Below are 23,677 nucleotides of genomic sequence, written 5' to 3'. Positions count from 1 at the left end.
TTCGGTTTTCTCGTATGAGACGTCGTTCACTCGCCGCACTCGCCGCACTCGCCGTCGTCCTCGTCGTCGCGAGCGCGGCGGCACCGGCGGCCGCCCACGCATCGCTCGATGCACCCGTGCCTGACGAGGCGGGCACCGCGCCCGCACTCGACGCCCTCGGCGCCAGCGACGCGAACACCTCGACCGTCACGCGGACGCCGTCGGCCGCCTCCTTCGAGGGGACGGTGACGAACGTGACGCTCGTCACGGGGCAGACGGTCCACGCGGTGACGCGCAACGGGACGACGCGTTACTACACGGACGCGGCCACGACGACGTACACGCTCCGCACGCCCCGCGGGACGTACGTCGTCCCGGCCGGCGTCGACTTCGAGACGTTCGACCCCACGCTGTTCAACGTCGACCTCCTCCGCGCGCAGGGGTACGACGACGCGAACAGCACGTCGATCCCGGTGATCGTGCGCGACGCGGACGGCACGGGCGACGCGCGGCGGTCGGGGGAGCCGTCGGCGGCCTCGACGGACGCCCTCGACTCCGTTCGCGGTCTGGAGACGGAGCGGCGTCTCGGCATCATCGGCGCGGCCTCGACGCGCGTCGCAAAGGCCGACGCGGCGTCGGTCGCGGAGCGCCTCCGGAACGACGGCGACGTCGCGCACGTCACGCTCGACGTGCGGTACCACGCGGCGAACGCGGAGGCCGACCGCATCGTCGACGGCGAGCGCGCGAGAGCGGACTACGGCGTCAGCGGCGCGGGCGTCACCGTCGCCGTCATCGATAGCGGTATCGACCAGACCCACCCGGACCTCGACGAGGGGAAAGTCGTCGGCGAGTACGACCTCGTCGACGGCGAGGCACCGGCGGCGGACGAGACGGGGCACGGGACGCACGTCGCGGCGACGATCGCGGGGTCGGGCGAGGCGAGTAACGGCACGCAGGCCGGCATCGCGCCGAACGCGAGCCTCGTCGACGTCCGCGTCTTCGGGACGGGCGGGGCACCGACGAGTCGCGTCGTCGCGGGTATCGAGGCCGCCGTCAACGACAGCGCGACGGACATCGTCTCGATGAGCCTCGGCGGCCCGGCGTACATGCTCCGCTCGAACGACCCGTACACGGACGCCATCGAGGCGGCGACCGGCGAGGGGATTCCCGTGGTCGTCGCGGCCGGCAACGACGGCGAGTACCTCTCCGTACAGAGCCCCGGGGTCGTCGCGGACGCCATCACCGTCGGCGCGACCGACAACGACGGCTCGGTGGCGTCGTTCTCCTCGCGCGGGCCGACGCCGCGCGGCTACTACGTCAAGCCCGACGTCGTCGCGCCCGGGTCGCGCGTCGTGAGCGCGAACGCCTTCTACGAGGACGGGCTGGACTACGTCGAAAAGAGCGGCACGTCGATGGCGACGCCGGTAACGAGCGGCGTCGTCGCGCTCGTGCTCTCGAAGAACCCCGCGCTCACGCCACGCGAGGTGAAGTCGCGACTCGTCTCGACCGCCGACCCGCTCGGCGACGCGGACGCGTACGTGCAGGGCGCGGGGCGCGTGAACGCGACGGACGCCCTCGAAGCGGTCGGTGTGAACGCCTCGGACGACCCCGACCCCGACATCGTGGTGTCGCCGGGGTCGACTGACGTCGGGCGCTACACGTCGAACACGACGGCGAACGCGACGCTCACGGTGGCGAACTACGGGGAGTCGAACGCGACGCTCGCGATGAACGCGAGCCTTCGAAACGTCGTGAACCCGGGCGAGGGCGACGCGTCCGTGTCGCTGAACCGCTCGACGCTCGCGCTCGCGCCCGGGGAGCGCGCGAACGTGACCGCCACCGTCCGAACGGGGTCGGTCGTCGGCGCGTACGCCGGGCGCGTCTCGTTCGACGCGAGCGACGCGACCGGGGTCTTCGGCTTCGCCCGCGCGTACGCGGTCACGGTGGAGAAGCACGGGATGGGCGGGACGAACGTCACGGACGACCCCGTCCTCCTCTACCCCGAGCGGAACGGGCCGTTCCAGCGCCCGCACTCGGTCGCGCTCTTCGACCGGATAGGCTTCTCGGACGGAACGGTCACGCGCTACCTGCTAACGAACGGGACGTACACCGCGCTCTCGGCAGGCGTGAGCGAGAGCGGGGGGAACCCGGTCATTACGCGGCGAACCGTGGCGATCGACGGGAACACGACGGTCACGCTCGACGAGGACGACACGTACGCACAGCGCGTCGCCGTCGCGAACACGTCGACGCGCGGGCGCTACACGCGCGTCGCCGCGACCGAAGTGGAGACGGACGGCGACGGCGACGCGTACGCCTACTCGGTGAGCGCGGCGACGGGGACGGACGGCGCGAGCACGGTCTACGCGAGCAACGCCACCGACCTCTCCGTCGAGCCGACGTGGTTCCTCGGGACGAACGCGGACGCGAGCCTCGACGCCGCGGGCGTCTACTACCTGCAGCGAACCGCGTCCGGGATCAGCGGCGCGAACACGTGGACGGTGCGCGAATCCGACCTCGCGCGGACGAACGTCACGTACGCGCGTGCCGAGGCCGGGACGACCTACGACGTCGCGTACCGCGACGCGTACGGCCGGACGCTCGAGGCCGGGTCGCTCGGCGACCGGCGAGTGCAATCGGTGTACCGGACGGCGGGCGCCGCGCTCGGCGTGGTCGCGACCGGCGCCGACAGCTCGTGGCGGGTCGGACCGCGCGCGCTCGCGCTCCCCGCGTACGGGACGGCGGCCGAGCAGTCGGTCCTCCGACAGCCGTTCACCGGCACGTACACGGCGTGGGGCGCGGACGGCACCGTGACGCTCGTACCGCAGGCGACGCAGAGTGCCTACAGTGGCGTCGGGACGCCGTATCGCGACGCGGCGAACGACACCGTTCGCGTCCGAGTGAACGGGAGCGAGACGCGCGTCAACAACACGACGGGGACGCCGACGCTCGAGGTGCCGACGGACGACGGGACGACGGTCGCGATTCGGGTGAACGCGCGCAACGACGCGCTCGCGCAGTCCTCGCGAACCGTCTCGACGTACGAGGTGACCTATGAGGAGTCGGCGGACGTCGTCCCGCCACAGCTCCGGCAGGTGGACGTCGAGCGCCTCGACGCGACGAGCGACGCGCCGAACGGCTCGACCGTCGTCTCGGTCAGCGTCGTCGACAACGCCTCGCTCTCGGCGTTCACGGTGGCGCACGCGAACGCGAGCGCGACGACGACGCCGTTCGACGGCGACGCGAGCGAGTGGGAGAACGCCACGCTACTCGACGCCACCGAAGCGGGGGACGTCCACCGGTACGCCGTCGCGTTGAACACCACGGGCGACGACGGGAACGTCAGCCTCGCGGTGCGCGCCGTCGACGCCGGCGGGAACGCGATGACGTCGACGACGTTCGACGCCTTCGAGGTGCACGACGTCCCGCCCGAGCCCCGGTTCGCGCTGAACGAATCGGGGCCCGTCGAGGTGGGCGAAACGCTCGCGTACGCCGACACCTCGTGGGACAACCTCGGCGTCGCGAACTCGACGTGGCGCTTCGGTGACGGTACGACGGCGAACGGCACCGTCGTCACGCACGCCTACGACGCCCTCGGGACGTACGCGCTGACTCACTCGGTGACGGACACCGGCGGGCACACGGTCTCGAACGAGACGGCGATCGAGGTCGTGGACCTGGCGCCGACGGCGGCGCTCACCGCGACCCCGTCGACCCCACGGGTGGGCGAGTCGGTGACGCTCTCGGCGGCCGACGCAACGGACACGCAGGGCATCGCCGAGTACCGCTGGGACGTCGACGGTGACGGCACGATCGAGCGGACGACGAACGCGTCCGAGGCGACGATCACGCACGCCTACGCGTCGGCGGCGACCGCCCACCCGCGCGTCACCGTCGTCGACACCCGCGGGCAGACGGCGAGCGCGTCGACCACGGTCTCCGTCCAAGCGCGAGCCACGACCACCACCACCAGTAATGACGGTGGCGGCGGCGGAGGCGGCGGTGGCGGGGGCTTCGCCGGCGGCGGGAGCGCCGGCACGACCACCACGACGGCCCCGACCACGACGACTACGACGACGCGGACCGAGACGACCGCGTCGTCGAACGGCACGACGGTCGTGGTCTCGGCGCCCGTGCGGAACGGGACGGCGACCGTCACGCTCACGGACGCCACGTCGGACGGCGTCGGCGTCACCGGGGCGACGCTCTCGCTGACCGGGAACGCGTCGCGCGTCACCGTGACGGTTGCGAGGCCGACCGGCTCGGCACCGAGCGGGACGCCCGCGCTCGACCGCTCCCGGGCGGTGCGCTACTTCGGCGTCGAGGCGGACGCCGGGGATGCGGCCGTGCGCTCGGCGACGCTCCACTTCACCGTCGCCGACCGCGCGCTCCCGGACGGCGTCGCGCCCGCGGACGTCACGCTCTACCGCTACCACGGCGGGACGTGGGACCCGCTCCCGACGGCGTCTCGCGGCGGCGACGCGTACGCCGCGACGACGCCCGGGTTCTCCGTCTTCGCCGTCGGCGGCGCGCCCTCGGAAGCGACGCCGACGCCGACGGCCGCCCCCGTCGAGACGGCGACGAGTCCGTCGAGCACGACGGTGGCGGCGGGCGAGACGACGAGCGGTGGGTCGCCCGCTCCCGGTGTCGGGGCGGTACTCGTCGCGGCGGCCGCCGCCCTCCTCCTCCGCCGCCGCTGAGGCGGGTGCCCTCCTCGGCGGCGGTCCGAGTCGACCGCAAGCGTTCACGCCCCGGCGTGCGAAGCGGCGCGCGTGAAGCGAACGCGAGTCGAGTCCGAGCGCTGGTTCGACGTGCTGATGGAGACCGAGGACGCGCAGGCCGCAGTGATGACGCTCGACGCGGGCGAGGCGACGGGCGGGCCGACGAACGCTCACGCGGGGAGCGACCAGTGGCTCTACGTCATCTCGGGGTCGGGGAGCGTCGTCGTCGCGGGCGAGCCGCTCGACGTCGAGGAAGGCGACCTGCTCGTCGTGGAGGCGGGCGAGACGCACGAGGTGCGCGCGAGCGACGAGGGGGCGCTGGAGACGCTCAGCCTCTACGTCCCGCCGCGCGCCGAGGTCGGCGTCGCCGGGTCCGAGAGGGACGGCTAACGTCGGGATAAGACACTTGTAAGCCGAGCGACGACTTCGAGCGTGCAGCGCCACCAGTGGGCTCTCCTCGTCGCCGTCCTCCTCGTCGGTGTCTCCGTCGCCCTCCTCGCCTTCGGCGTCGCGCCGCTCGGCGACCAGTCGAATCCGAGCGAGACGCACGCGTTCACGGACGCGATAAACGAGAGCCACTGCTCGGACGTCGTCGCCTACGAAACCCTCACTGAGCGCCAGCGGTCCGTCGTCGCCCGCGCCGTCGAGAACGGCACGCTCCCCGAGAACCGGAGCGCCTACGATTTCTGGGACGACTGCGTCCGGTACGAGAACCGGACGTACGTGGTCGTTCGGGCGGTCGCCTGACGCGTCACTCCTCGTCCCGCCGGAGTCGTCAGGTCCGCGGGTAGCCGTACTCGAGGACGGCCTCGTCCTCGGCGTCGAGGACGCGAATCGTGTCGCCGTCGTTCCCCCAGACGGGGGTGTCGAGACCCCAGTAGAGGTCGTCCTCGTTCCACTGGCCCTCGCCGGTGTGCAGGCGGACCGACGCGCCCGCTTCGAGCGTGAAGCCGTCGGGCAGGTGGAACTCCCAGCCCTCGGCGTCGACGACGGTGTAGCCGGTCATGTCGAGGGGGTCGTCGCCGTCGTTCGTGAACTCGACGTACTCCGAGGCGAGGTGCTCGCGGTCGCCGCCCTCGGGGTCGACGTTCATGTCGGTGACGACGAGCTGTGAGGGCTCGCGCTCGGTGTTGTCGAAGCCGCCCGGCCGGACGGTGTCGCGCCCCCGGAACCACGTGTTCGACCCCGTCTTTCCGACGAGGTAGCCGTAGGCGGAGTCGAGGGAAAACTGCGCGCTCTTCGTCTTGTACTGGAGGTAGAGGTCGCCGTCCTGCCGGAAGTGCTTCTGCGGGGAGGCGCCGTTCTGCCCGGCGAGGTAGTCCTTCGACCCGAAGTAGACGGAGTAGTTCCCGGGGTCGACGTCGCTCGGGGCCACCCACTCGCTCGCGTCCGCGCCCTCGGGCGGTTTCTTCACGACGACCGTGAGCGTCGACGTCGCGTACGGGTCGAACTCGTTCGGGTCCTCGTCGGGCATGATGTCGACGTTCGCGCGCTTCACGGAGCGCCCGTCGGCGGGCTTGAGTTTCGCGGGTTTCTCCGTGGAGAGGTCGAACGCCGTCGTGTTCCCGGGGTCGCCGGTGAGGAAGCGCCACGCGTCGACACCCTGTAGGGTCTTCGGCGTGATTGTGATGGTCTGTGCGTCCTCGACACCCCAGAACGCGCCGCCGTCGGTCGTGTTGGCGTCCCACTGCCACTTCACCTTCGCGTTACCGCCCTCCCACTTCTCGAAGTCGTCGTCGGTCCCCATCGGGTCGTCGCGGACCGCCCACTCGCCGGCCGAACGCGAGAGGCCGGAGAACGTGAGGAACGCCGTCCCGCCGTGGTCCACGTCGGGGCTCCCGTGGAGGAAGACGAGCGACGTGCCGACGGGGCCGGCGTAGAGGAAGACGCGGGAGGCGGCGGGCCCGCTCGTGACGTCGACGGCCGGACTCGCGGACGCCGAGCGCGTCTGGTAGTCGTAGAACTCCTCGACCGTCGCGTCCTCGTGGGAGAGCGGGTCGACCTCCCAGCGGAGGTAGCCCTGCTGGAGGACGTACATCGACTCGCTCGACCCGCGACCGGACGTGGAGAGGTAGGCGCCCGCGCCGCCGAGCGCGAGTACGCCAACCCCGCCGAGCGCGAACTCGCGCCGGGAGAGCGACGACGCGTCGTCGGCGGTGGCATCCGAATCCTCGGTCATGCAACGGAATTGCCCGCCGCGACGGAAAAGGCGAGTGGCCGGCTGTGGCGCGTGATGTCGGGTGTCACGACGGAGGTCGCCGAGGCGACTGGCGTCTCGACGTGCGGACGTCAGTCGGACGTGTGGGGGAGCGAGAGCGTGATGCGGTTCCCCGATTCGGTGGAGCGGACGGTGATGTGGCCGTTCGAGAGGTCGACGCTCCAGTAGACGAGCCAGAGACCGATGCCGGTGCTGTGGTAGACGTCCGTCATCTCGTGGTCGCCGGTGAGGACGTCGGCCTCGACCGAGGGGAGCGGCGGCGCGTCGTCCGCGACGGTGATTTCGACGTGCGTGTTCGTCTCCCGCTGTCGGACGCACACACGGGGGGTGTCGCTCCGGCTGTGCGTGATGGCGTTCTCGAGGAGTTCGACGACGGCCGCCTCGAGTTCGGGGCGACCGCGTATCCGGGTCGGTGCCCGCCCGGAGCAGTCGACGGTGGCGTTCGGGTGGCGCTCGCGAACCGTCCGGACGGCGTCCTCGAGGAGGGACGCGAGGTCGACGGGGGTGCGGCCGGGCTGCTCGCAGACGAGGTCGATGAGGTCGCGCTGTTTCTCCGCGCTCGCGAGGAGGTCGCGGCTGGTCCGGCGGATGACCGCCGTCCGGTCCGCGAGCGCCGGGAACTCCGAGGCGATGGAGTCGGCCGTCCCGATGATGACGTTGAGGTCGTTGCGGAGGTTGTGCCGGAGGAGGTTGTCGACGACGACGAGTTGGCGTTCGCGGCGTCGCCGGTCGGAGACGTCCTTCGTGAAGCCGGCGATGCGGACGGTCTCGCCGTCCTCGACGATGGGTTGGCCCTGCACCCAGACCCAGCGGTCGCGACGCCCGTCGCGGACGATGCGGTACTCCATGTCCAGCGGTTCGCCGTCGGAGAGTCGCGCCATCGCCGCTTCGACGGCGGACCTGTCTTCGGGATGGATGCGCTCGAGGAACGAGTGTGGGTCGTCGCGGAGGCCGTCTATCGACGCGCCGTAGAGCTCCTCGTAGGCGGGGTTGACGAAGAGGAGCTCGGACCAGTCGGCGTCGAACATCCAGAGGACGTCGCCGGTGGCCGTCGAGAGCTCGTGAAGGCGGCTCGCGGCGGTGTCGCGGTCGTGTTCGGCGGTGACGCGGTCGGTGACGTCGCGCGAGCTGACGACGTAGCCGTCGAGGGTGGCGTCGGTGAGGTTCGACATGTGGCTCTCCAGCCAGCGCCAGTCGCCGTCGCTCGTCCGGTGGCGGTACTCGACCGTCACCTCGACGAACGAGTCCTCGGCGATCGTCTCGTCGAAGGTCGCGCGGACGCGCTCGACGTCCTCGGGATGGACGTAGTCGAAGACGCAGTCGCCGAGGAGGTCGTCCGGGTCGAAGCCGAGCATCGGCCTGACGGCGGCGTTCACGTAGGTGACGACGCCGTCCTCCTCGAGGAGCAGGATCTTGTCTTGGGCGTGGTCGAGGAGGATGCCGGCCGGGTCGGCTTCCATATCGGCCCTTCGGTCGCAACTTGCATAAGCGTATTCCGGGCCGACTGTCATGGGTGGGTGCGACGGCGGGCGACGCGGCGGCCCGCGCGTCGCCGGGGTGGCCTCAGAAGGAGACGGGTTCGTGACCGTCGACGCCCATCGGCGTCGGGTCGCGGTCCGAGTAGCCGACGCGCCCGACCGCGTCCTGTCCGACCGCGCCGATGACCGCGTGCACCGCCTCCGTCGCGTCCGCGAACTCCTCCTCGCCCGTCCGTGCGAGAACCTCGTCCAGCGACTCCTCTCCCGTCGGGTGCTCGATCCGCACGTTCCCGTACGCCTCGCGGAGTTCCGCCGTGGTCGCCGGATAGTGCGCGTCTTCGAGCAGGTCGGTCGCCGTTCGGAGCGTCATTACAGCCCAATCTATAGTGAACGACCATTATGAATGTGTCGAGAGAGGAGTTAACACGGAGCACGATCGCGGTGGTGACACCAAAGCGACGGCGCGTTCGGCGACGGAGAACAGTCGGTTCGGAACACGTGACAGACACGCGAGAGGTTTATGGTGGGCGGGGATGAATACGCGACTCAATGCCACGCGCACCCGAGGCGCTCGCGGCGGCCGTCACCGACCGCGGCGTCCCCGACCGCTACGCCGCGCCAGCGACGCCCGCCCACGACCGACTCGCCGACGCGCTCGCCGACGCCATCGAACGCATCGACGCCGCCCTCGAGACGTTCTACGACCGGTTCCCGACGCCGTCCAGCGACGACCTCGCCTACGGCACGACGGACAACATGGACGGCTGGACGACGTCGTTCTGGACCGGCCTCTGCTGGCTCGCCTACGAGGTCACCGGCGCCGCGCGCTTCCGCGACGCCGCCGAAGCCCAACTCGAGACGTTCGAGCGCCGCCTCCACGCCGGCGAGACGGCGACCCACGACCTCGGCTTCCTCTACACGCTCTCGGCGGTCGCCGGCCACCGCATCACCGGGAGCGAGCGCTACCGCGACGTCGCGCTGTCCGCCGCCGACCACCTCGCAGAGCGCTTCCTCGACGCGCCCGGCCTCGTTCAGGCGTGGGGCGACCTCGGCGACGACGACTGGACATCCGGGCGGATGATAATCGACACGATGCTGAACCTCCCGTTGCTGTTCTGGGCGAGCGAGACGACCGGCGACCCCTCGTACGCCGCCATCGCGGAGACGCACGCCCGGACGGCCGCCGACCACCTCGTCCGCGCCGACGGCTCCACCTACCACACGTTCCAGTGCGACCCGGAGACCGGCGACCCGCTCGGCGGCGAGACCGCGCAGGGCTACGCCGACGACTCCTGCTGGGCGCGCGGGCAGGCGTGGGCTGTCTACGGCTACGCGCTCGCCGCCGATTACCGCTCGCGGGCGCCGTACGCCGACCTCTCCGCGACGCTCGGCGACTACTACCTCCACGAGATCCCGGACGACCACGTTCCGCGCTGGGACTTCGACGCCCCCGAGCCCGAGATCCGGGACACGTCCGCCGCGGCCATCGCCGCCTGCGGCTTCGACGAACTCGCCAGACGGCTCCCGAGCGCCGACGAGCGCGTCCCCGCGTACCGGCACGCCGCGCTCGCGACGCTGGAGAGCCTCACGGAGAACTACGCCGCCGGCCCGGACGCCGACGGCCTGCTCACCGACGCCGCCTATCACCGCACCGAGGGCGACTACGACGAGTGCTGTCTCTGGGGGGACTACTTCTACGTCGAGGGCCTCGTTCGCGCGACCGAGCACGCCGACTGGGAGCGTTACTGGTAATGAACCCGCTCTCCACCACCGCGCCGCGCACGCGCGCCGAGTTCGAGACCGTCGTCCGCGAGCTCTACGAGCCGCTCCGCTCGCACTTCAGCCCGGGGAACGCCCGCGTCCGCCCCGTCGCGACCGGCTCGCACTGCGCGAGCGCGGCCGCCGAACTCGAGGGGTTCTCCCGGCCGCTCTGGGGGCTCGTCCCGCTCGGCGTCCACGGCGACTTCGACGACTGGGCGCGATTCAGGGAGGGGCTCGTCAACGGCACCGACCCAGACCACGACGAGTACTGGGGGCCCGCCGACGACCACGACCAGCGTCACGTCGAGATGGCCGCCATCGGACTCGGCCTCGCGCTCGTCCCCGAGGAGCTCTGGGAGCCGCTCTCGGAGACCGAGCGCGCGAACCTCGCGGACTGGCTGAACCAGATAAACGACGCCGACCTCCCCGACTGCAACTGGCTGTTCTTCCGCGTGCTCACGAACCTCGGACTGCGTTCGGTCGGCGCCGAGCACGACCCCGACCGGACGGCGGCGAGCCTCGACGAACTGGAGTCCTACGCCGTCGGTGACGGCTGGTACACGGACGGCCCGCCCGAGGAGGGCGCGCCCGTCGATTACTACGTCCCGTGGGCGATACACTACTACGGCCTCCTCTACGCGGTGCTCGCCGAGGACGACGACCCGGAGCGCGCCGCGCGCTTCCGCGAGCGCGCCCGCTCGTTCGCCACCCACCACCGCGCGTGGTTCGACGCTGACGGCCGTGCGCTCCCCTACGGGCGCAGCCTCACCTACCGCTTCGCCCAAGCCGGCTTCTGGGGTGCGCTCGCGTTCGCCGGCGTCGAGGCGCTCCCGTGGGGGCAGATTCGGGGGCTGTGGGCGCGGAACGTCCGCTGGTGGCTCGACCAGCCGATCTTCACGGACGGCGGCGTCCTCTCCGTCGGCTACCGCTATCCGACGCTGAAGACCTCCGAAGAGTACAACTCCCCGAACTCGCCCTACTGGGCGCTGAAGGCGTTCCTCCCCCTCGCGCTCCCCGCCGACCACCCGTTCTGGCGGGCCGACGAGGCGCCCCTGCCCGACCTCCCGGAGACCACCGCCCAGCCGGAGCCGGGTCTCGTCGTCTGTCGCGACGACGGCCACGTGTTCGCGCTCTCGGCCGGCCAGCGGAGCGTGCACGGCCGCGCGAAGTACGCGAAGTTCGCCTACTCGAGCGCCTTCGGGTTCTCCGTCGGGAGCCGCCGCCACGGGCCCGGCCTCGCCGGCCACGACAGCACGCTCGCCCTCTCGCTCGACGGCGAGAGCTACCGGATTCGCGGCGACCTCGACGAGACGGCCTGCGAGGACGGCGTCCTCCGGTCGCGCTGGACGCCGTGGGACGGCGTCCGCGTCGACTCGTGGGTCGCCCCCGCGCTCCCGTGGCACGTCAGACTCCACCGCGTGCGGACCGAGCGCCGACTCCACGTCGACGAGGGCGGGTTCGCCATCGCGCGCCCCGACGGACCGCGACACGGCACCGAAACCACCGACTCGGGAGCGGTCGTGCGGAGCGACGCCGGAACGAGCGCCGTCCGCGACCCCCTCGAGGCGCGCGAGGCGTGCGTCGTCCACGAGGAGCCGAACACGAACCTCTACCACCCCCGGACGAGCGTGCCGACGCTGCGCGCGACGCTCGACCCCGACACGCACTGGCTGGCGACCGCCGCCCGCGCGCACCCCGACCGGGCGGTCGACGCCGACGCCCCCCGGCCGACGGTCCGGCACACCGCCGAGCGCGTCGTCGTCGAGCACGACGGCGAACGCGTCCTCCGCGTCGAGCGGTAGTCGCGACCCGAGGGGCTAAGGCGCGCCCTCGTGAACGACCAGTCGATGACGACGCTCGCGGAACCGACGGTCCTCGCGGCCGCGAAGGACGCCCTCTATCCCGACGTCTCGGAGCGCCCCGACCGGTACGCGGTCACGGAGACCCAGTTCACGACCGCGATCTGGGGGTCGGAGCCGATTTCCCCGACGATACACGAACGCCTCCAGCCGTTCAACTCGGTGCGCCTCGAATCGGGCGAACCCGACCTGCTCGGCGTCGGGATGCCCCACGGCGAGGTGCTGAACGACGGCGTCGCGAGCGCGCCCGTCGTCGCCGTCGAGGCGAAGGGCTACCGACGCTCGGGGGCGGTCGACGTCGCGCGTGGTATCGAGCAGGCGCACTCGCGGCTCTCCGAGGTGAACCTCGGCTACGTCGCGGCGCCCACGGCCGGCGTGAGCGAGACCGCCAGAGCGCTCGCGCGCGAGCTGAACGTCGGCATCGTCGGCGTCGAGGACGCGCACTCGGCGACGGTCCTCGAACCCGCGCGGGTCACGGGCGCCGGTGAGTTCTCGCGTGGCGTCGAAGCCATCCGCTTCCAGGCGCGCACCAACCAGTTCACCGCCGGGAGCTTCCCCGTCAACCACCCGAAGAACTACCTCGGCTACGTGCTCGCGGCCGCCGCCGAGGGGGAGACGGATGCCACCTACGGCGAGCACGTGATCAGACTCCCCGAGAGCGGCCGACGCGGCGCCGCACTCTTCGGCCTCCTCGACGTCCGGGGCGAGGACGAACTCACGCACCTCGGCGCCGAAGTCGTCCGCTTCGCCCGTACGCGACACGGGAGCGTCGAGCGCGCGCTCGAGGAGTTCGACGCGTGGACCGGTCGCTCGACGCGCTTCACGGACCTCGCACCGCGCTGGGCGCAGCTCGCACGCTCCGTGATGATGCAGTACGAGCCGACGAAACTCCTCGTCGACGCCCTCGAAGCCCTCCACCGCGAGGGCGTGCGCGAGGCCGGCCTCCCCGAGCTCGTCGAGCGGGCGTGCGCCATCAATCAGCCGCTCGCCGTCGAAGTGTGCGTCACCGAGGACGCACGCGAGGCCGTGCTGACGCGCGACGGCGACCTCGACACGGACGCCCTCCGAGACCCGCACGTCTACAAGACCGGCCTCCACTTCCAGTACAAGGCTCAACTCTACCACGTCGGCCTCGTGACTGACCGCGGGACGGACGACAAATCCGCGGTCCTCGACGACACGTGGCGACTCGAACAGCCGGTCGGTCACGTCTGAGGGTTCTTCACCGAGGAGGGAGCCACCCCTCCTCGATGGAGCGAACGTGGCGGCTCGACGACGGTGAGCGAGTGCGGACGATCACGGGCGTGCGCCGCCCGGACTGGCAGGGCATGACCGACCCGTGTCCCGACTGCGGTGCGCGGGCGTTCCGACACGTCGCGACATCCGGCGGGCGCTACGAGTGCGTCGACGGCGTCGTGACGCGACGCACCGACTACTGGGACGCCGGAGCCGACCTCCTCACGCAGTGCCTCGACTGCGACGCCGTCCTCTACAAGCACCCCGCATTCGAGTTGTGTGTCGCAATACTGGACGGCGCCGTCAAATGGTGACTCGACCGTCCGCGACGAAAGGCGACACTCGCCGACTAGCGTGGTCGGACGGCGCGGCGTCGAAGTACGAGTGGGGCACCGAATCGGAGTGGTCGGGAAAGCAGAGTGGAGCGGCCGCTCCGAGTTGTAGCGTGTCGGAAAAGTGCTCCGGCAGGGATTCGAACCCTGGTCCTTGCCGTGAGAGGCCTCGCTTTTCCGACTAGCGACCGCACGACTGGAGCACCTTCGGGTCCGCTCGATCAGCGGTCTGGGCTGCTACTGAGAGATACTATGTGCTCCCATGTACATAAAGCATCCAGCACGTTGGCCACCGGGCAAAGCCGGTTCGAAGGGTGACTCGCAACGATACGGTCGCATTCCGAGCTACGAGTACGACGGATCCCCCTCGAACCCAGCACTAAAGAGGGAGCCGGTGCGCCATTCCGCAACCGAGAAGGTCCTGCCGGGGAGATAGCATCGTAGATGGCGAGCGACCTCCCGACCGCGCGTGGCATCCTCGACACTCACGACGAGGTCGTCGACCACTGGGATCTGAAATATCCCGGAGCTCGCGTCGCAGCGCCGCGCCTGAAGTTCAAACGCCTCCTCGAAGACATTCCCGAAGCGAACACTGACGACGAGGCGTACCAGTCCGCGGCCCTCCTCATGCGGAACATCACGACGTCGCACTACTTCGAGGACGGGAACAAACGGACGGCGTGGCTAACGATGCGGACCTACCTCGACCGGAAGGGCCTGGAGCCGGCGGAGCGGGGTGAGCGCGCGGAACGCGTGATGCGGCGCATCCGCAGGTTCAGTCCGTCCGAGCTTGCGGACTGGTTGCAAACGGGCGATATCGACGAGGATCGTCTCACACCGTGACGCGAGGGGAAGACTGAAGCGCCTGGTGGTAGTAGTAGTCGATATGAGTCTGGAGCCAGAGGCAGACGACGCCGACCGAGAGCGTCACCGCGAGCGGGTTCGCCGGTTCATCGAGGAGGACGAAGACCTCCTCGACGCGCTGCACGACTGAGGTCGCCTTCAGCAGCTGGCACGTTACCGATCTCTCGTTGAGAGAGTGTATCGACGACCCGGAGCGTCAGCCGTGAGTTTCCTGCGCTACCCGTGACACCGCCGACGCGATATCTCGACTGTGCTGACCGCGTCGGCCTGGTTCCTCGGCCCAGAAAGTACGCACGCGTGGCGTCGCTCGTTCGACCCGTATGTCCACGGAGACACCGATGCAGAGCGAGAGCGAAAATCGAGCGAGCACGACTCCCGGAGAAGCAGACGACGCCGATAGCGAACAATCAGACGCGATAGTTGGGACGTGGGAAGAGATCGGACGCGAACTCCTCTGCGCACGCCTCGAACGTATCCGCGAGGAGACCGTGCGCGACGCCTTCCGGCAGGCGACGTCGCGGATCTCAGATGGCGACGAACTGACCGAAGACGACATCGACGCGATGTACCGCGCGATTCAAGAGGCGAAGCGAGCCACCGAGATGGCCGCGGGGACGTCGCCCGAGACCGCGCCGTTCCCCGACCGGTGGGGCTTCCTCAACGAGGATGGTCGGGAGGCGTATCTCGAAGAGGTCGAGCGCCGACGCGGTCACTGAGAAACGACGCGAGCACCGGCCGTTTCGGCTTCATACCCGACCGTCTACATCACTGCGTAGAGTACCGGGCGTTCGAGTGAATCTCCCTCGTTAGAGAGGGCACGTCGGTTCAGTCGTTACGAACCGACGACTCGACGATCTCGATCTCTTCCTCGGACAGGCCGTACAGGTCGTAGACGATCTCGTCGATGAGGTCGTCGGTCTTCTCGATCTTCTCGTCGAGTTCGTCAGCCCGTTCTTTGGCTTGGAGGTAGCGCTCCAAGTCGTCCGCGACGTCGTCGGGGTCCGGTAGCGTGATGGCTTTCAGTCGGTCGATAGGTGAGTTCGTCTTCGTCGCGTTGTCCCGGAAACCGGCGAAGCCGTCGGCCTCCTCTGCGGCGACGGGGACGAACGCTTCGACGAGTGCGGCTTCCACCTCAGTGAGATCAGTGAGCGTAAACGCTTCCTCGTATCCGGTCTCCGTGTACTCCCACTGGTCGGTTTCGAAGGCGTCCTCGTCCTCGGGCTTATACCGCGCCGTCGCGGACAACGTCACACTGGACCCGTCCCGCTCGGTCTCGACGTCGCCGACGCGGAGTTTCTCGTAGTCCTCCGCCGTCGCATCGAGGATATTCGACGACGTTGGCTGAAAGAGCCCGATATCGGGGAGATTCGGGCCCTCCGTGTAGTTTCCGAGGTGATCTAAGAGGGAGCGGTTGATCGAGTGATAGCGGCTATTGAGTTCCATCATCTGGTCTGAGAGGTATCCGAGGCTCGCCGCGGTGTTCTCTTCGGCGGTCTCGATCACTTTAGACCGATCTAAATTCCCCTGGAGGAAGGCTTCGATAGCGGGTTCGTAATCTCTCTCTCTCTCTCCGGGACTCTTCTGGCTCACCTCGGGTATCGAAAACGGATTCAGGTAGTCCGTCTTGAACGTGAAGTAGCCGCCTCGAAGTGCATATCCGGTGTTTTTGAGGAAGAACCAGAGAACGGAGGAGTTCAAGATAGAGAGGACGTAGCGCCGGGGTGCGACTGATCCATCGATCAGAATCCCGTAAACCTTCGTCTTGTGATAGTATCCGGAATCGTCGTACGTGAAATTCGATCCGCGACTGATCTCAGGAGTCACGATTTTCTCCTGCTCGAATTCGGTTAGGTTCTTCGGGTAAACGTAGTCGTACCAACGGTCGTGGTCCATCTTCCCGTTTTCTCTGCCGCGAATCTCTGTTTCGAATTCCTTGAGATACTCATATGTATGCGGGTACTTCTCCGCGAGATCACGTTCTTCTACAAACTCCGCCTCGGCCCCATCCTCAGACTGACTCAGCGTGTAGGGGAATATAACCACGTTTTGGGGATCCAGAGGGGCGTACCGATGGACATCTTCTCCCTTCAGTAGCGGCCTGAGTAACTCCTCTTCTAACACCCATTCGCTATCGTCTTCACGACACCTGACTCTCACATAGCCATCTGTAGGTTCTCCTAGCTTCTCTAAGAGGTAAATTGAGTCTCCACTCGTAACCAATCCCTGATAAATCCGGTCGCATACTTCGGAGAGAGTCGGCCCAGCGTCGTCGATCTTCTGGAGAACCTCCATTATCTCCTCTGTCTGTAGTACCCAGGGTTCGGATCCGTAGTCCGATTCGACTGTCCTGGGCTCAATTAGTTCGTCGTTCAGGAGTGTCTCCGGAGAGACTTCATCGTACTCGAACGACTCAGACGCCTCCCTGGAGAGAAATAGGAGACACGTGTACACCGAGGCGGTGGGGAACACCTGATCATGGCCGAAGGACAGAATCTTCTTCAATGAACCACGCTCAGAGATATACCGTCGGATGCCCTCCCCGAACGTACTCTGGAAGAACTTGTGAGGTTCGATGTACCCTAACTCACCGCGATCACTAAGCAAGCTGTGTCCTTTCTCCGTGAAGACAACATATACGTCGTAGCTCCCGACCGCGGAAGCGTAATGTCGATTGAAATATTCCGCCTGGCCCGGGGAATGATTTCGTAATTCCTGAATCCGAATGTACGGGGGGTTTCCGATCACAGCGTCGAAACCCGCGTCGTCTAGCTTCGTGCCGTCTTCACCGTAGAACGCCATCGGATACTCAAGCTCCCAGTGGAAGAACTCTCTCTCGTCGGCCATCTTCTGTGCGTCCTCAAACCAGCCTTGCTCTTCGATCTCTCCCCAGGAGTCGTCCCGGAGTGATTCGGCCATCCGATTGTACGCGTCACTGGGGACGTGTAGACCGAATTCGTCGGCAGTATGTACGTTCGCCATGGAGAGGAGGTGCTGGTAGAGCGGGTCGCTACGAATGTCTTCGTACACCGCCTCCATTCGCTTGATACCGTCTAATGTCTCGTTTTCAATAGAAAGCAGGTCGGTGAATCTTTCGAGAACGTGTTCGAGAGCTCTCGCACGAGTGTGCTCGAAGGATTGTTGAAGCGTTAACTGGCCCGAATCAGCCCCCTCTAAGTCGCCATCGAGGACATGTGCGATATCGCTCCCGATTAACGAGTTCCCAGATTTGAGATGATGATCGAGGAACGCAAGGGGCTGGTCGGTAGCGAGAGTCTCCAACCACATCGAGAGCTTCGCCAACTCGACCGCCATTCCGTTGATATCCACGCCATAGATGCACTCACGGGCGATTTCTCGCCTGAGATCTCGCTCGCTATATCCCTGTATTTCCTGCTCCCGGACCACCGCCATGACACGTTCGGTCAGGTATCCGGTTGCAGCGGTGAGAAAATGAGCGCTGCCCATCGCTGGATCGAGGATTTTCAAATCGAGGACCTCCTGCCAGAACCGGCGAAAGTATTCCGAGTCGCTACGAGATAACCCCTCGACTTCTAGATCGGCTTCGATGTCGTCGACGAGAGATCCGACTGACTCCTCGACGATGTACGAGACGATGTAGTCGGGAGTGTAGTACGCGCCCGTCGCTTTGCGTTCCCCGTCGTCGTTTACGACATACAGATCACCCTCGTCAACGGTTTCGACGGCGTCGGCGACGCTCACCTCTGTCGCGGGCTTCCAGACCTGTCCGCCGTCCTCAGAGACGGCCGCGTACTCGTCAGGGGCGATCCGGAACTCGTGTTCGAGGAGCCCCTCGTAGATGGTACCGAGGTGGCGGGTGTCGAGGTCGGCGTAGTCCGCGAGGACGAACTCACCGTCCTCGGTCTCAGTGGTCCCGATCCGGTAGATCACTTCGGCGATGTAGCGGTCGGCGACGGCGTGCTCAGCGAGGAATTCGTGGTCGTCGGCGTCGAAGAGCCCGCCGTTGTACGGCGGGATGCCGAGCGATTCTTCGCCCTCGTCAATGAGGGTGAAGAGCTCGTCGAGCCGCCCCCACATCTGCGTGGATATCTCGCTGTAGTCCTCGAAGTCGTCGCCGGACTGGACGTCCTCGTGGATCCGCGACCGGAGGTGATTGAGCCCGAAGTGCTGGTCGTACTCGTCGCGCATCGCCGGGTTCTCGGGATGAATGAGGTCCCGCGACTCCGCGTAGAGCACGAACATCAATCGATAGAGGAGCACGAGCGACTGTTCTTTGAGCTCAGCGAGATCATCTTCGTCCTCAGGGTCAAGTTCGAGTCCGTCGTTCGTCCGAAGGAACCCCTCGCCGAGGATGCGGAGCGCCGTGAAGACGTTGCCTTGGAGGTCTTCTCCGAGTTCCTGTGAGGCGGTCTCGCTCTCGTTCCAGACCGTATCGAGGAACGACGTCCCGCTGGTTTTCCGGAAGGCTTCGGGTCGGAAGAACACGTAGAAGTACTTGAACTGCTCCAGCGTCCCGGATTCGAGGAGTTCGGGCAGATCGACCTCGTAGTAGATCTCCGTGGCGTAGTCCTTCGTCCCGTAGAGCCGCCACTTCCGGCCGTTCGTGAGAACGCCCCACTCGACGTCCTCCGGCGTGTGTTCCAGGTAGTACTTGATCTGGTGGGACGCGTCGCGGTACGAGCGCTGCTCGCTGAACCGCGTCGTGAAGTCCGCGTCCCACTGCTTGGCTTCGAGGAGTGCGGCGCTGAGGTTGTACGCGGCGTCTTGATCTCCGTCGCGTTTCCGCGTCGCCGCCTTCCGGCGGACGTCCGCCGACTCGAACAACAGGCGATCGTTGTACCCGCCACCGGCGGGGAGGGTCGTCTCGGAGAGCGTCCCGAACCCGAGAATATCGAGGACCTCGTCGATCCACGAGTCGAGCAGCTCGTCCTCCTTGTAGGAGGCGACGAGGTCTCGTTCGAGATCCCAGAGCTCTCGGAGCTCCGCGAGCGCTTCCCGCGCTCCCTCGTCGCAGTCCCACCCGTCGAGATCGTAGACGCGTTCGTCGAGATAGTAGCCGGAGAAGAGACTCGAATTCTGGTAGGCCGAGCCCAACGTCGCCTGGCTCATCGATGGCCATCCGTGCACAATGTAGCGTGCCGATTGCTCGTATCTACGCGTATTCTAGCAAGCGTGTGAGGTATTTCGAGGAATACTAGTGATACAGAAAAGATGATATACGCCCCGATTGAGAATATCTATCCACTGATGCAACTCCGTTTCCTCGGTGCTGGACCCAGTCTTTCGGTTGGTGTCGGCTATGACAACTTGGGCAATCGGCACGCTCTCTAGCCCGTCTTCTATCGCCTCTCTGCTTCTCGTAAGACGGGGGCGCGGGCAATCGGCACGCTCCGTAACGAAGGATGTCCGCGAACTCTTCCTCGGGACAGACCGCTTTCGTCGCCCGGGAATTCGAGACGTCCGTTGACGCTGATGCGGTCGATCAGGCCATCGAGACGCTGGACGCCATCGTTTCGAATCTCCGTAAGCAGATAGACGACGACACGCTGGAGAGGGTCCTTCGCGCGGACTCCGGAAGTTACCAGCTCAAAGCGAGCATGACGCGCGACGGTCTCCAACCGGAATCGTTCACGCAGGACGCCGTCGTCGATCCGCTTCTCGACGCACTCGGATACGACTACGCGACCGAAGCCGGTGGCCTCTCGGGAGGTCGGACACGGGTCGCGGATTACGCGGCCTCGCTCCGCGAGCACGACGAAATCGACTCGACGAGACTCCTCATCGAAGCGGAACCCATTAACAAGGACCTGCACAGCCGAAAGCACGGGCTCGGGCAGGTCCGGGACTGGCTCAGTCAGCGGGAGTTCGAGTCGGACTTCGGCTTCGCAACCGACGGCCTCCGCTGGGTCTTCGTTCGGTACGACCCGGACTCGTACACCCACAACGTCATCGAGGAAGTAGACCTCCGCCCAGTCCTCCTCGCGCTCTTCGAGAATCAGGTCGGACGGCGCGAAGATCCGACCGAAGCCGTTCTCGATGCCGACCGTGACCCCGTCTCTCGTCTCCTCCGAACGTTCGAATACGAGAACTTCGTCATCATCGCGGGCGACGCCCGCCAAGTCATCGAACGCAAGCGCGAGGAGATAACGGACGAGTTCTACGACGACTACGTCCGGTACGTCTTCGGTGTCGTGGACGACGACGAGACGACCACGCGCTCGCTCGTCGGTGACGGCGTCGTCGCAGCGGACGGGGCGAACGAGGACGACGTCAGGCTGTTCTCGGTCGAACTGATGAACCGGCTCGTCTTCATCAAGTTCCTCGAAGACAAGTCCCTCGTCCACCCCGACCTGCTCTACACCCTCAAGGACACCTATCGGGACGGGGTGTATCCCGGGTCGTTCTACGAGACGTTTCTCCAGCCGCTCTTCTACGACGTCCTGAACGAGGAACGCGGGAACCGCCCCGCCAACGTTCAGAACATCGACCTCTTCGAAGGTATCCCCTACCTCAACGGCGGGCTCTTCCGGGCCACGATTGAGAACGAAGCGGACTTCGACGTCCGGAACTCCGTCCTCCTCTCCATCGTTGACCTCCTCGAACGGTACAGCTTCTCGGCGGGAGGCGCGCCGACCGACCTCGACCCGAGCGTCCTCGGGAACGTCTTCGAGAAGACGATCAACTACGTCACGAGCGACAACGCCGACACGAACAAGGAGCTCGGAGCGTACTACACGCCTAGCGAGATAACGCGATTCTCCGCCGAGGAGACCGTCCGGCCAGCGCTCCTCGACCGGTTCGAAACCGCGCTGGTCGAACGCGCCGACTGGCCCGAACACGAGGCATGGGGTTTCGACTCGGTGTACGACCTCATTGAGGAACTCCCGGGGCGCTGGAGTACGATAAGCGCGCTCCTCGCCGAGGTTGACGAGTTTCGCGTGGTCGATCCGGCCTGCGGGAGCGGGCATTTCCTCACGTCCGTCCTCGAAGAGATCGTCAACGTCCGCCGAGCGCTGTACGCTCGGTCCGATTCCTACCCCGACGCGTACAAACTCCGCAAAACGACCGTCCTCAACAATATCTACGGCGTGGACCTGATGGGGCCGGCGGTTGAGATTGCGAAACTCCGATGCTGGCTCTCCGTCATCTCGGCGCTCGAAACTGAGAACGTCGACGACCTCGCCGGGGACGACGCGCTCGCCCTCCCGAACGTCGCGTTCAACCTCCGCGAGGGGAACAGCCTGATCGGATACACGGGCTTCCCCGAGACGACCGATGAGGGTGATTACAGACTCGGGAGTTTCAGCGAGGACAGCGTCCGCGACCGCTATCAGGACATCATCGAGGAAATCGAAGCGCACGAGAACGCGCTCGACAGCGAGACCGCTGAGGAACACCGAACGCGAGCGAATGAGAAACTGGAGATCGCCCGCGAGGAGCTCATCGGCGATATACAGCGGGACTTTGAGGAAGCCGGCATTGAAGACATAGCCACGGAGACGGTCGCCGAGATGGAACCGTTCAACTGGGTGCTGGAGTTCGCTGAGGTATACGCCGATGGTGGCTTCGACGTAGTCATCGGAAACCCGCCGTGGGACAGAATCACTCCTCAGCGTGACGATTACTTCACCCGGTTTGATCCCGAGTTCAGGACGCTCCTCCCGGAAGCGAAAAAGGCCCGGCAAGACGAATTGATGGAGGATCCTGATATCCGGGAGGGGTGGGAAGAATACAAACGGAGCGTGGAGATTCAGGCGGATTACTTCAACAACACAGACGACTACGAACTTCAGCGGCCGACGGTCGCAGGTAGAACTCAGGCAACTGAGAACGATCTCTCTGCGCTGTTCCTCGAACGGGTCTTCCAGATAGCCCGTGACGACGGATACGTCTCGCAGGTACTACCGGGCGCGATTTTCAATGGCTCGTCGACCAAAGACCTTCGACTACATTTACTCGATGAGACAGAGATCAAGTCACTCATCACGTTCGAGAACAAGGGGATCTTCCCCGAGATAGACAACCGGTACAACTTCGGGGTTCTCGCTTTCGAGAATAGAGGTTCAACGGACGAACTCAAAGGAGTCTTCCAGCAAAACGATGTGAACGTGCTGAAGGAGTTCGAGAAGCACGCCCTTTCTATTCCACGCCGTGTCTTGCGAGAGTATTCCCCTGAGGCCGCTATCTTTCCGTATCTCGATTCACAGGAGGAAGTGCGGATTTTGAATACGATACTCCAACACCCACCAATTACGGAACAGATAGAGTCCAGTTGGTACGTAGAACCATATCGAGAATTAGATAGGGGAAACGATGTTGACCGCTTCGTTGAGTCCGATGAGAGTGGCGACTATCCGGTTCTCGGCGGGAGTAACATCTACCAGTTCATGTATGACTCGTCTGTCTTGGCTGACTTGGAGGAGCCGAAGTTCTGGAGCGTTGACGAAGAGGAAAACCCCGAGCTGAGCGCAAAGCGCCGGATTCGAGAGAAAAGCCTCCCGAAACTGAAGCGTGGTCTCTACGACGCCTTCGATGGCTCGGGTTCGCAAATCGGCTTCGTAAACGACCTTCTCGAAGAGCATCGCGGGGAGCCGCTGTCGGAGGACGACGTGCTTCTCGATTGCACTGAATATCGTATCTCCTATCGGGATATCGCTCGCTCAACTGACGAGCGAACGCTCATCTCGACGGTTCTCCCGAAAGGAGTGGTCTGTCACGATAAGGTCCCGACCCTCCGGCCTTACGAGGTGTCTCCCGAGGAAGACGACCTCTCCGAAATGCCGCTTCACGGCGCTTACGAGCGCATTTACTCTGATGAGGAACTGTTCGTGACGGTCGGTCTCCTCAATAGTCTCCCGTTCGACTTCCTCATGCGGACGAAGGTAGACTCGACTGTCGTCTTTTACAAACTGAAAGAGTCACAGGCACCCCGCCTTACTGAGGGCGACGAGTGGTTCGACTACATCTGGACGCGGGCCGCGCGGCTCAACTGCTATGGGGAGGGCTTCGAGGAGATGCGTAACCGCCTCGGCGGTATCGAACCGGCGACGGAGATGGCCGAGCGCCGCGAGGTGCAGGCCGAACTCGACGCCGCTGCGTTCCACGCCTACGAGCTCGACCGCGATCAGACGGCGTTCGTCCTCGACGACTTCCACCGCGTACACAACCCCCGCCTGATGGACGAGGAGTACTTCGAGACGGTGCTGGCGAAGTACGACGACCTCGCCTGAGAGCGCTCTCCCCACATATC

14 protein-coding genes are annotated in these 23,677 nt (G+C 66.2%); 10 read left to right on the top strand and 4 right to left on the bottom strand.

Annotated elements, in window-relative coordinates; all coding sequences use genetic code 11:
* Nucleotides 1-14 precede the first annotated feature (14 nt).
* From IEY12_RS00690 to IEY12_RS00680, 3 genes are all read left to right on the top strand, one after another.
* Nucleotides 15-4,679, top strand: coding sequence for a S8 family serine peptidase (locus IEY12_RS00690; protein WP_188876562.1), 4,665 nt, complete (start codon nucleotides 15-17; stop codon nucleotides 4,677-4,679).
* 72 nt (nucleotides 4,680-4,751) lie between these two features.
* The gene (locus IEY12_RS00685) at nucleotides 4,752-5,090 is read left to right on the top strand and encodes a cupin domain-containing protein (protein ID WP_188876560.1); all 339 of its coding nucleotides are present in this window, start codon (nucleotides 4,752-4,754) and stop codon (nucleotides 5,088-5,090) included.
* Between the two features lie 42 nt (nucleotides 5,091-5,132).
* Entirely contained in the window at nucleotides 5,133-5,447 is a 315-nt protein-coding gene (locus IEY12_RS00680) for a DUF7979 domain-containing protein (protein ID WP_188876558.1), read from the top strand.
* A 28-nt stretch (nucleotides 5,448-5,475) separates the two neighbouring features.
* Here IEY12_RS00680 and IEY12_RS00675 read toward each other — a convergent pair whose 3' ends face one another.
* The 3 genes from IEY12_RS00675 to IEY12_RS00665 all read right to left on the bottom strand — a co-directional run bounded on the left by IEY12_RS00675 (nucleotide 5,476) and on the right by IEY12_RS00665 (nucleotide 8,766).
* On the bottom strand, nucleotides 5,476-6,879 hold the full coding sequence (locus IEY12_RS00675; RefSeq protein WP_188876556.1) for a lamin tail domain-containing protein: 1,404 nt from the start codon (nucleotides 6,877-6,879) through the stop codon (nucleotides 5,476-5,478).
* Nucleotides 6,880-6,989: 110 nt separating this feature from the next.
* Nucleotides 6,990-8,378 (bottom strand): PAS domain-containing sensor histidine kinase, encoded by a 1,389-nt coding sequence (locus IEY12_RS00670; protein ID WP_188876554.1) that lies wholly within the window; start codon nucleotides 8,376-8,378, stop codon nucleotides 6,990-6,992.
* A 103-nt stretch (nucleotides 8,379-8,481) separates the two neighbouring features.
* Nucleotides 8,482-8,766, bottom strand: a complete 285-nt coding sequence (locus IEY12_RS00665; protein ID WP_188876552.1) for a DUF5789 family protein — start codon at nucleotides 8,764-8,766, stop codon at nucleotides 8,482-8,484.
* Between the two features lie 179 nt (nucleotides 8,767-8,945).
* Between IEY12_RS00665 and IEY12_RS00660 the strand changes: the two genes are divergently transcribed.
* The 6 genes from IEY12_RS00660 to IEY12_RS00635 all read left to right on the top strand — a co-directional run bounded on the left by IEY12_RS00660 (nucleotide 8,946) and on the right by IEY12_RS00635 (nucleotide 15,164).
* Nucleotides 8,946-10,148, top strand: coding sequence for a glycoside hydrolase family 88 protein (locus IEY12_RS00660; RefSeq protein ID WP_188876551.1), 1,203 nt, complete (start codon nucleotides 8,946-8,948; stop codon nucleotides 10,146-10,148).
* The gene (locus tag IEY12_RS00655; protein WP_188876548.1) at nucleotides 10,148-11,959 is read left to right on the top strand and encodes a DUF2264 domain-containing protein; all 1,812 of its coding nucleotides are present in this window, start codon (nucleotides 10,148-10,150) and stop codon (nucleotides 11,957-11,959) included. Before IEY12_RS00660 ends, IEY12_RS00655 begins: the two co-directional genes overlap by 1 nt.
* A gap of 45 nt (nucleotides 11,960-12,004) precedes the next feature.
* Entirely contained in the window at nucleotides 12,005-13,231 is a 1,227-nt protein-coding gene (locus IEY12_RS00650) for a hypothetical protein (RefSeq protein WP_188876546.1), read from the top strand.
* A gap of 35 nt (nucleotides 13,232-13,266) precedes the next feature.
* Nucleotides 13,267-13,566 carry a hypothetical protein gene (locus IEY12_RS00645; protein WP_188876544.1) on the top strand — a complete coding sequence of 100 codons (300 nt, stop codon included), beginning with the start codon at nucleotides 13,267-13,269 and terminating at the stop codon, nucleotides 13,564-13,566.
* A gap of 462 nt (nucleotides 13,567-14,028) precedes the next feature.
* The gene (locus IEY12_RS00640; protein WP_188876542.1) at nucleotides 14,029-14,427 is read left to right on the top strand and encodes a Fic family protein; all 399 of its coding nucleotides are present in this window, start codon (nucleotides 14,029-14,031) and stop codon (nucleotides 14,425-14,427) included.
* Between the two features lie 341 nt (nucleotides 14,428-14,768).
* On the top strand, nucleotides 14,769-15,164 hold the full coding sequence (locus IEY12_RS00635) for a hypothetical protein (RefSeq protein ID WP_229870809.1): 396 nt from the start codon (nucleotides 14,769-14,771) through the stop codon (nucleotides 15,162-15,164).
* Between the two features lie 109 nt (nucleotides 15,165-15,273).
* Here IEY12_RS00635 and IEY12_RS00630 read toward each other — a convergent pair whose 3' ends face one another.
* Nucleotides 15,274-19,536 (bottom strand): Eco57I restriction-modification methylase domain-containing protein, encoded by a 4,263-nt coding sequence (locus IEY12_RS00630; RefSeq protein WP_188876540.1) that lies wholly within the window; start codon nucleotides 19,534-19,536, stop codon nucleotides 15,274-15,276.
* Between the two features lie 293 nt (nucleotides 19,537-19,829).
* Here IEY12_RS00630 and IEY12_RS00625 point away from each other — a divergent pair, with 293 nt between their 5' ends.
* Nucleotides 19,830-23,657, top strand: coding sequence for an Eco57I restriction-modification methylase domain-containing protein (locus IEY12_RS00625; protein ID WP_188876538.1), 3,828 nt, complete (start codon nucleotides 19,830-19,832; stop codon nucleotides 23,655-23,657).
* Nucleotides 23,658-23,677: the final 20 nt, after the last annotated feature.

This window comes from Halarchaeum grantii (assembly GCF_014647455.2).
Lineage (GTDB): Archaea > Halobacteriota > Halobacteria > Halobacteriales > Halobacteriaceae > Halarchaeum > Halarchaeum grantii.
This window is presented reverse-complemented; position numbering and strand designations above follow the sequence as displayed.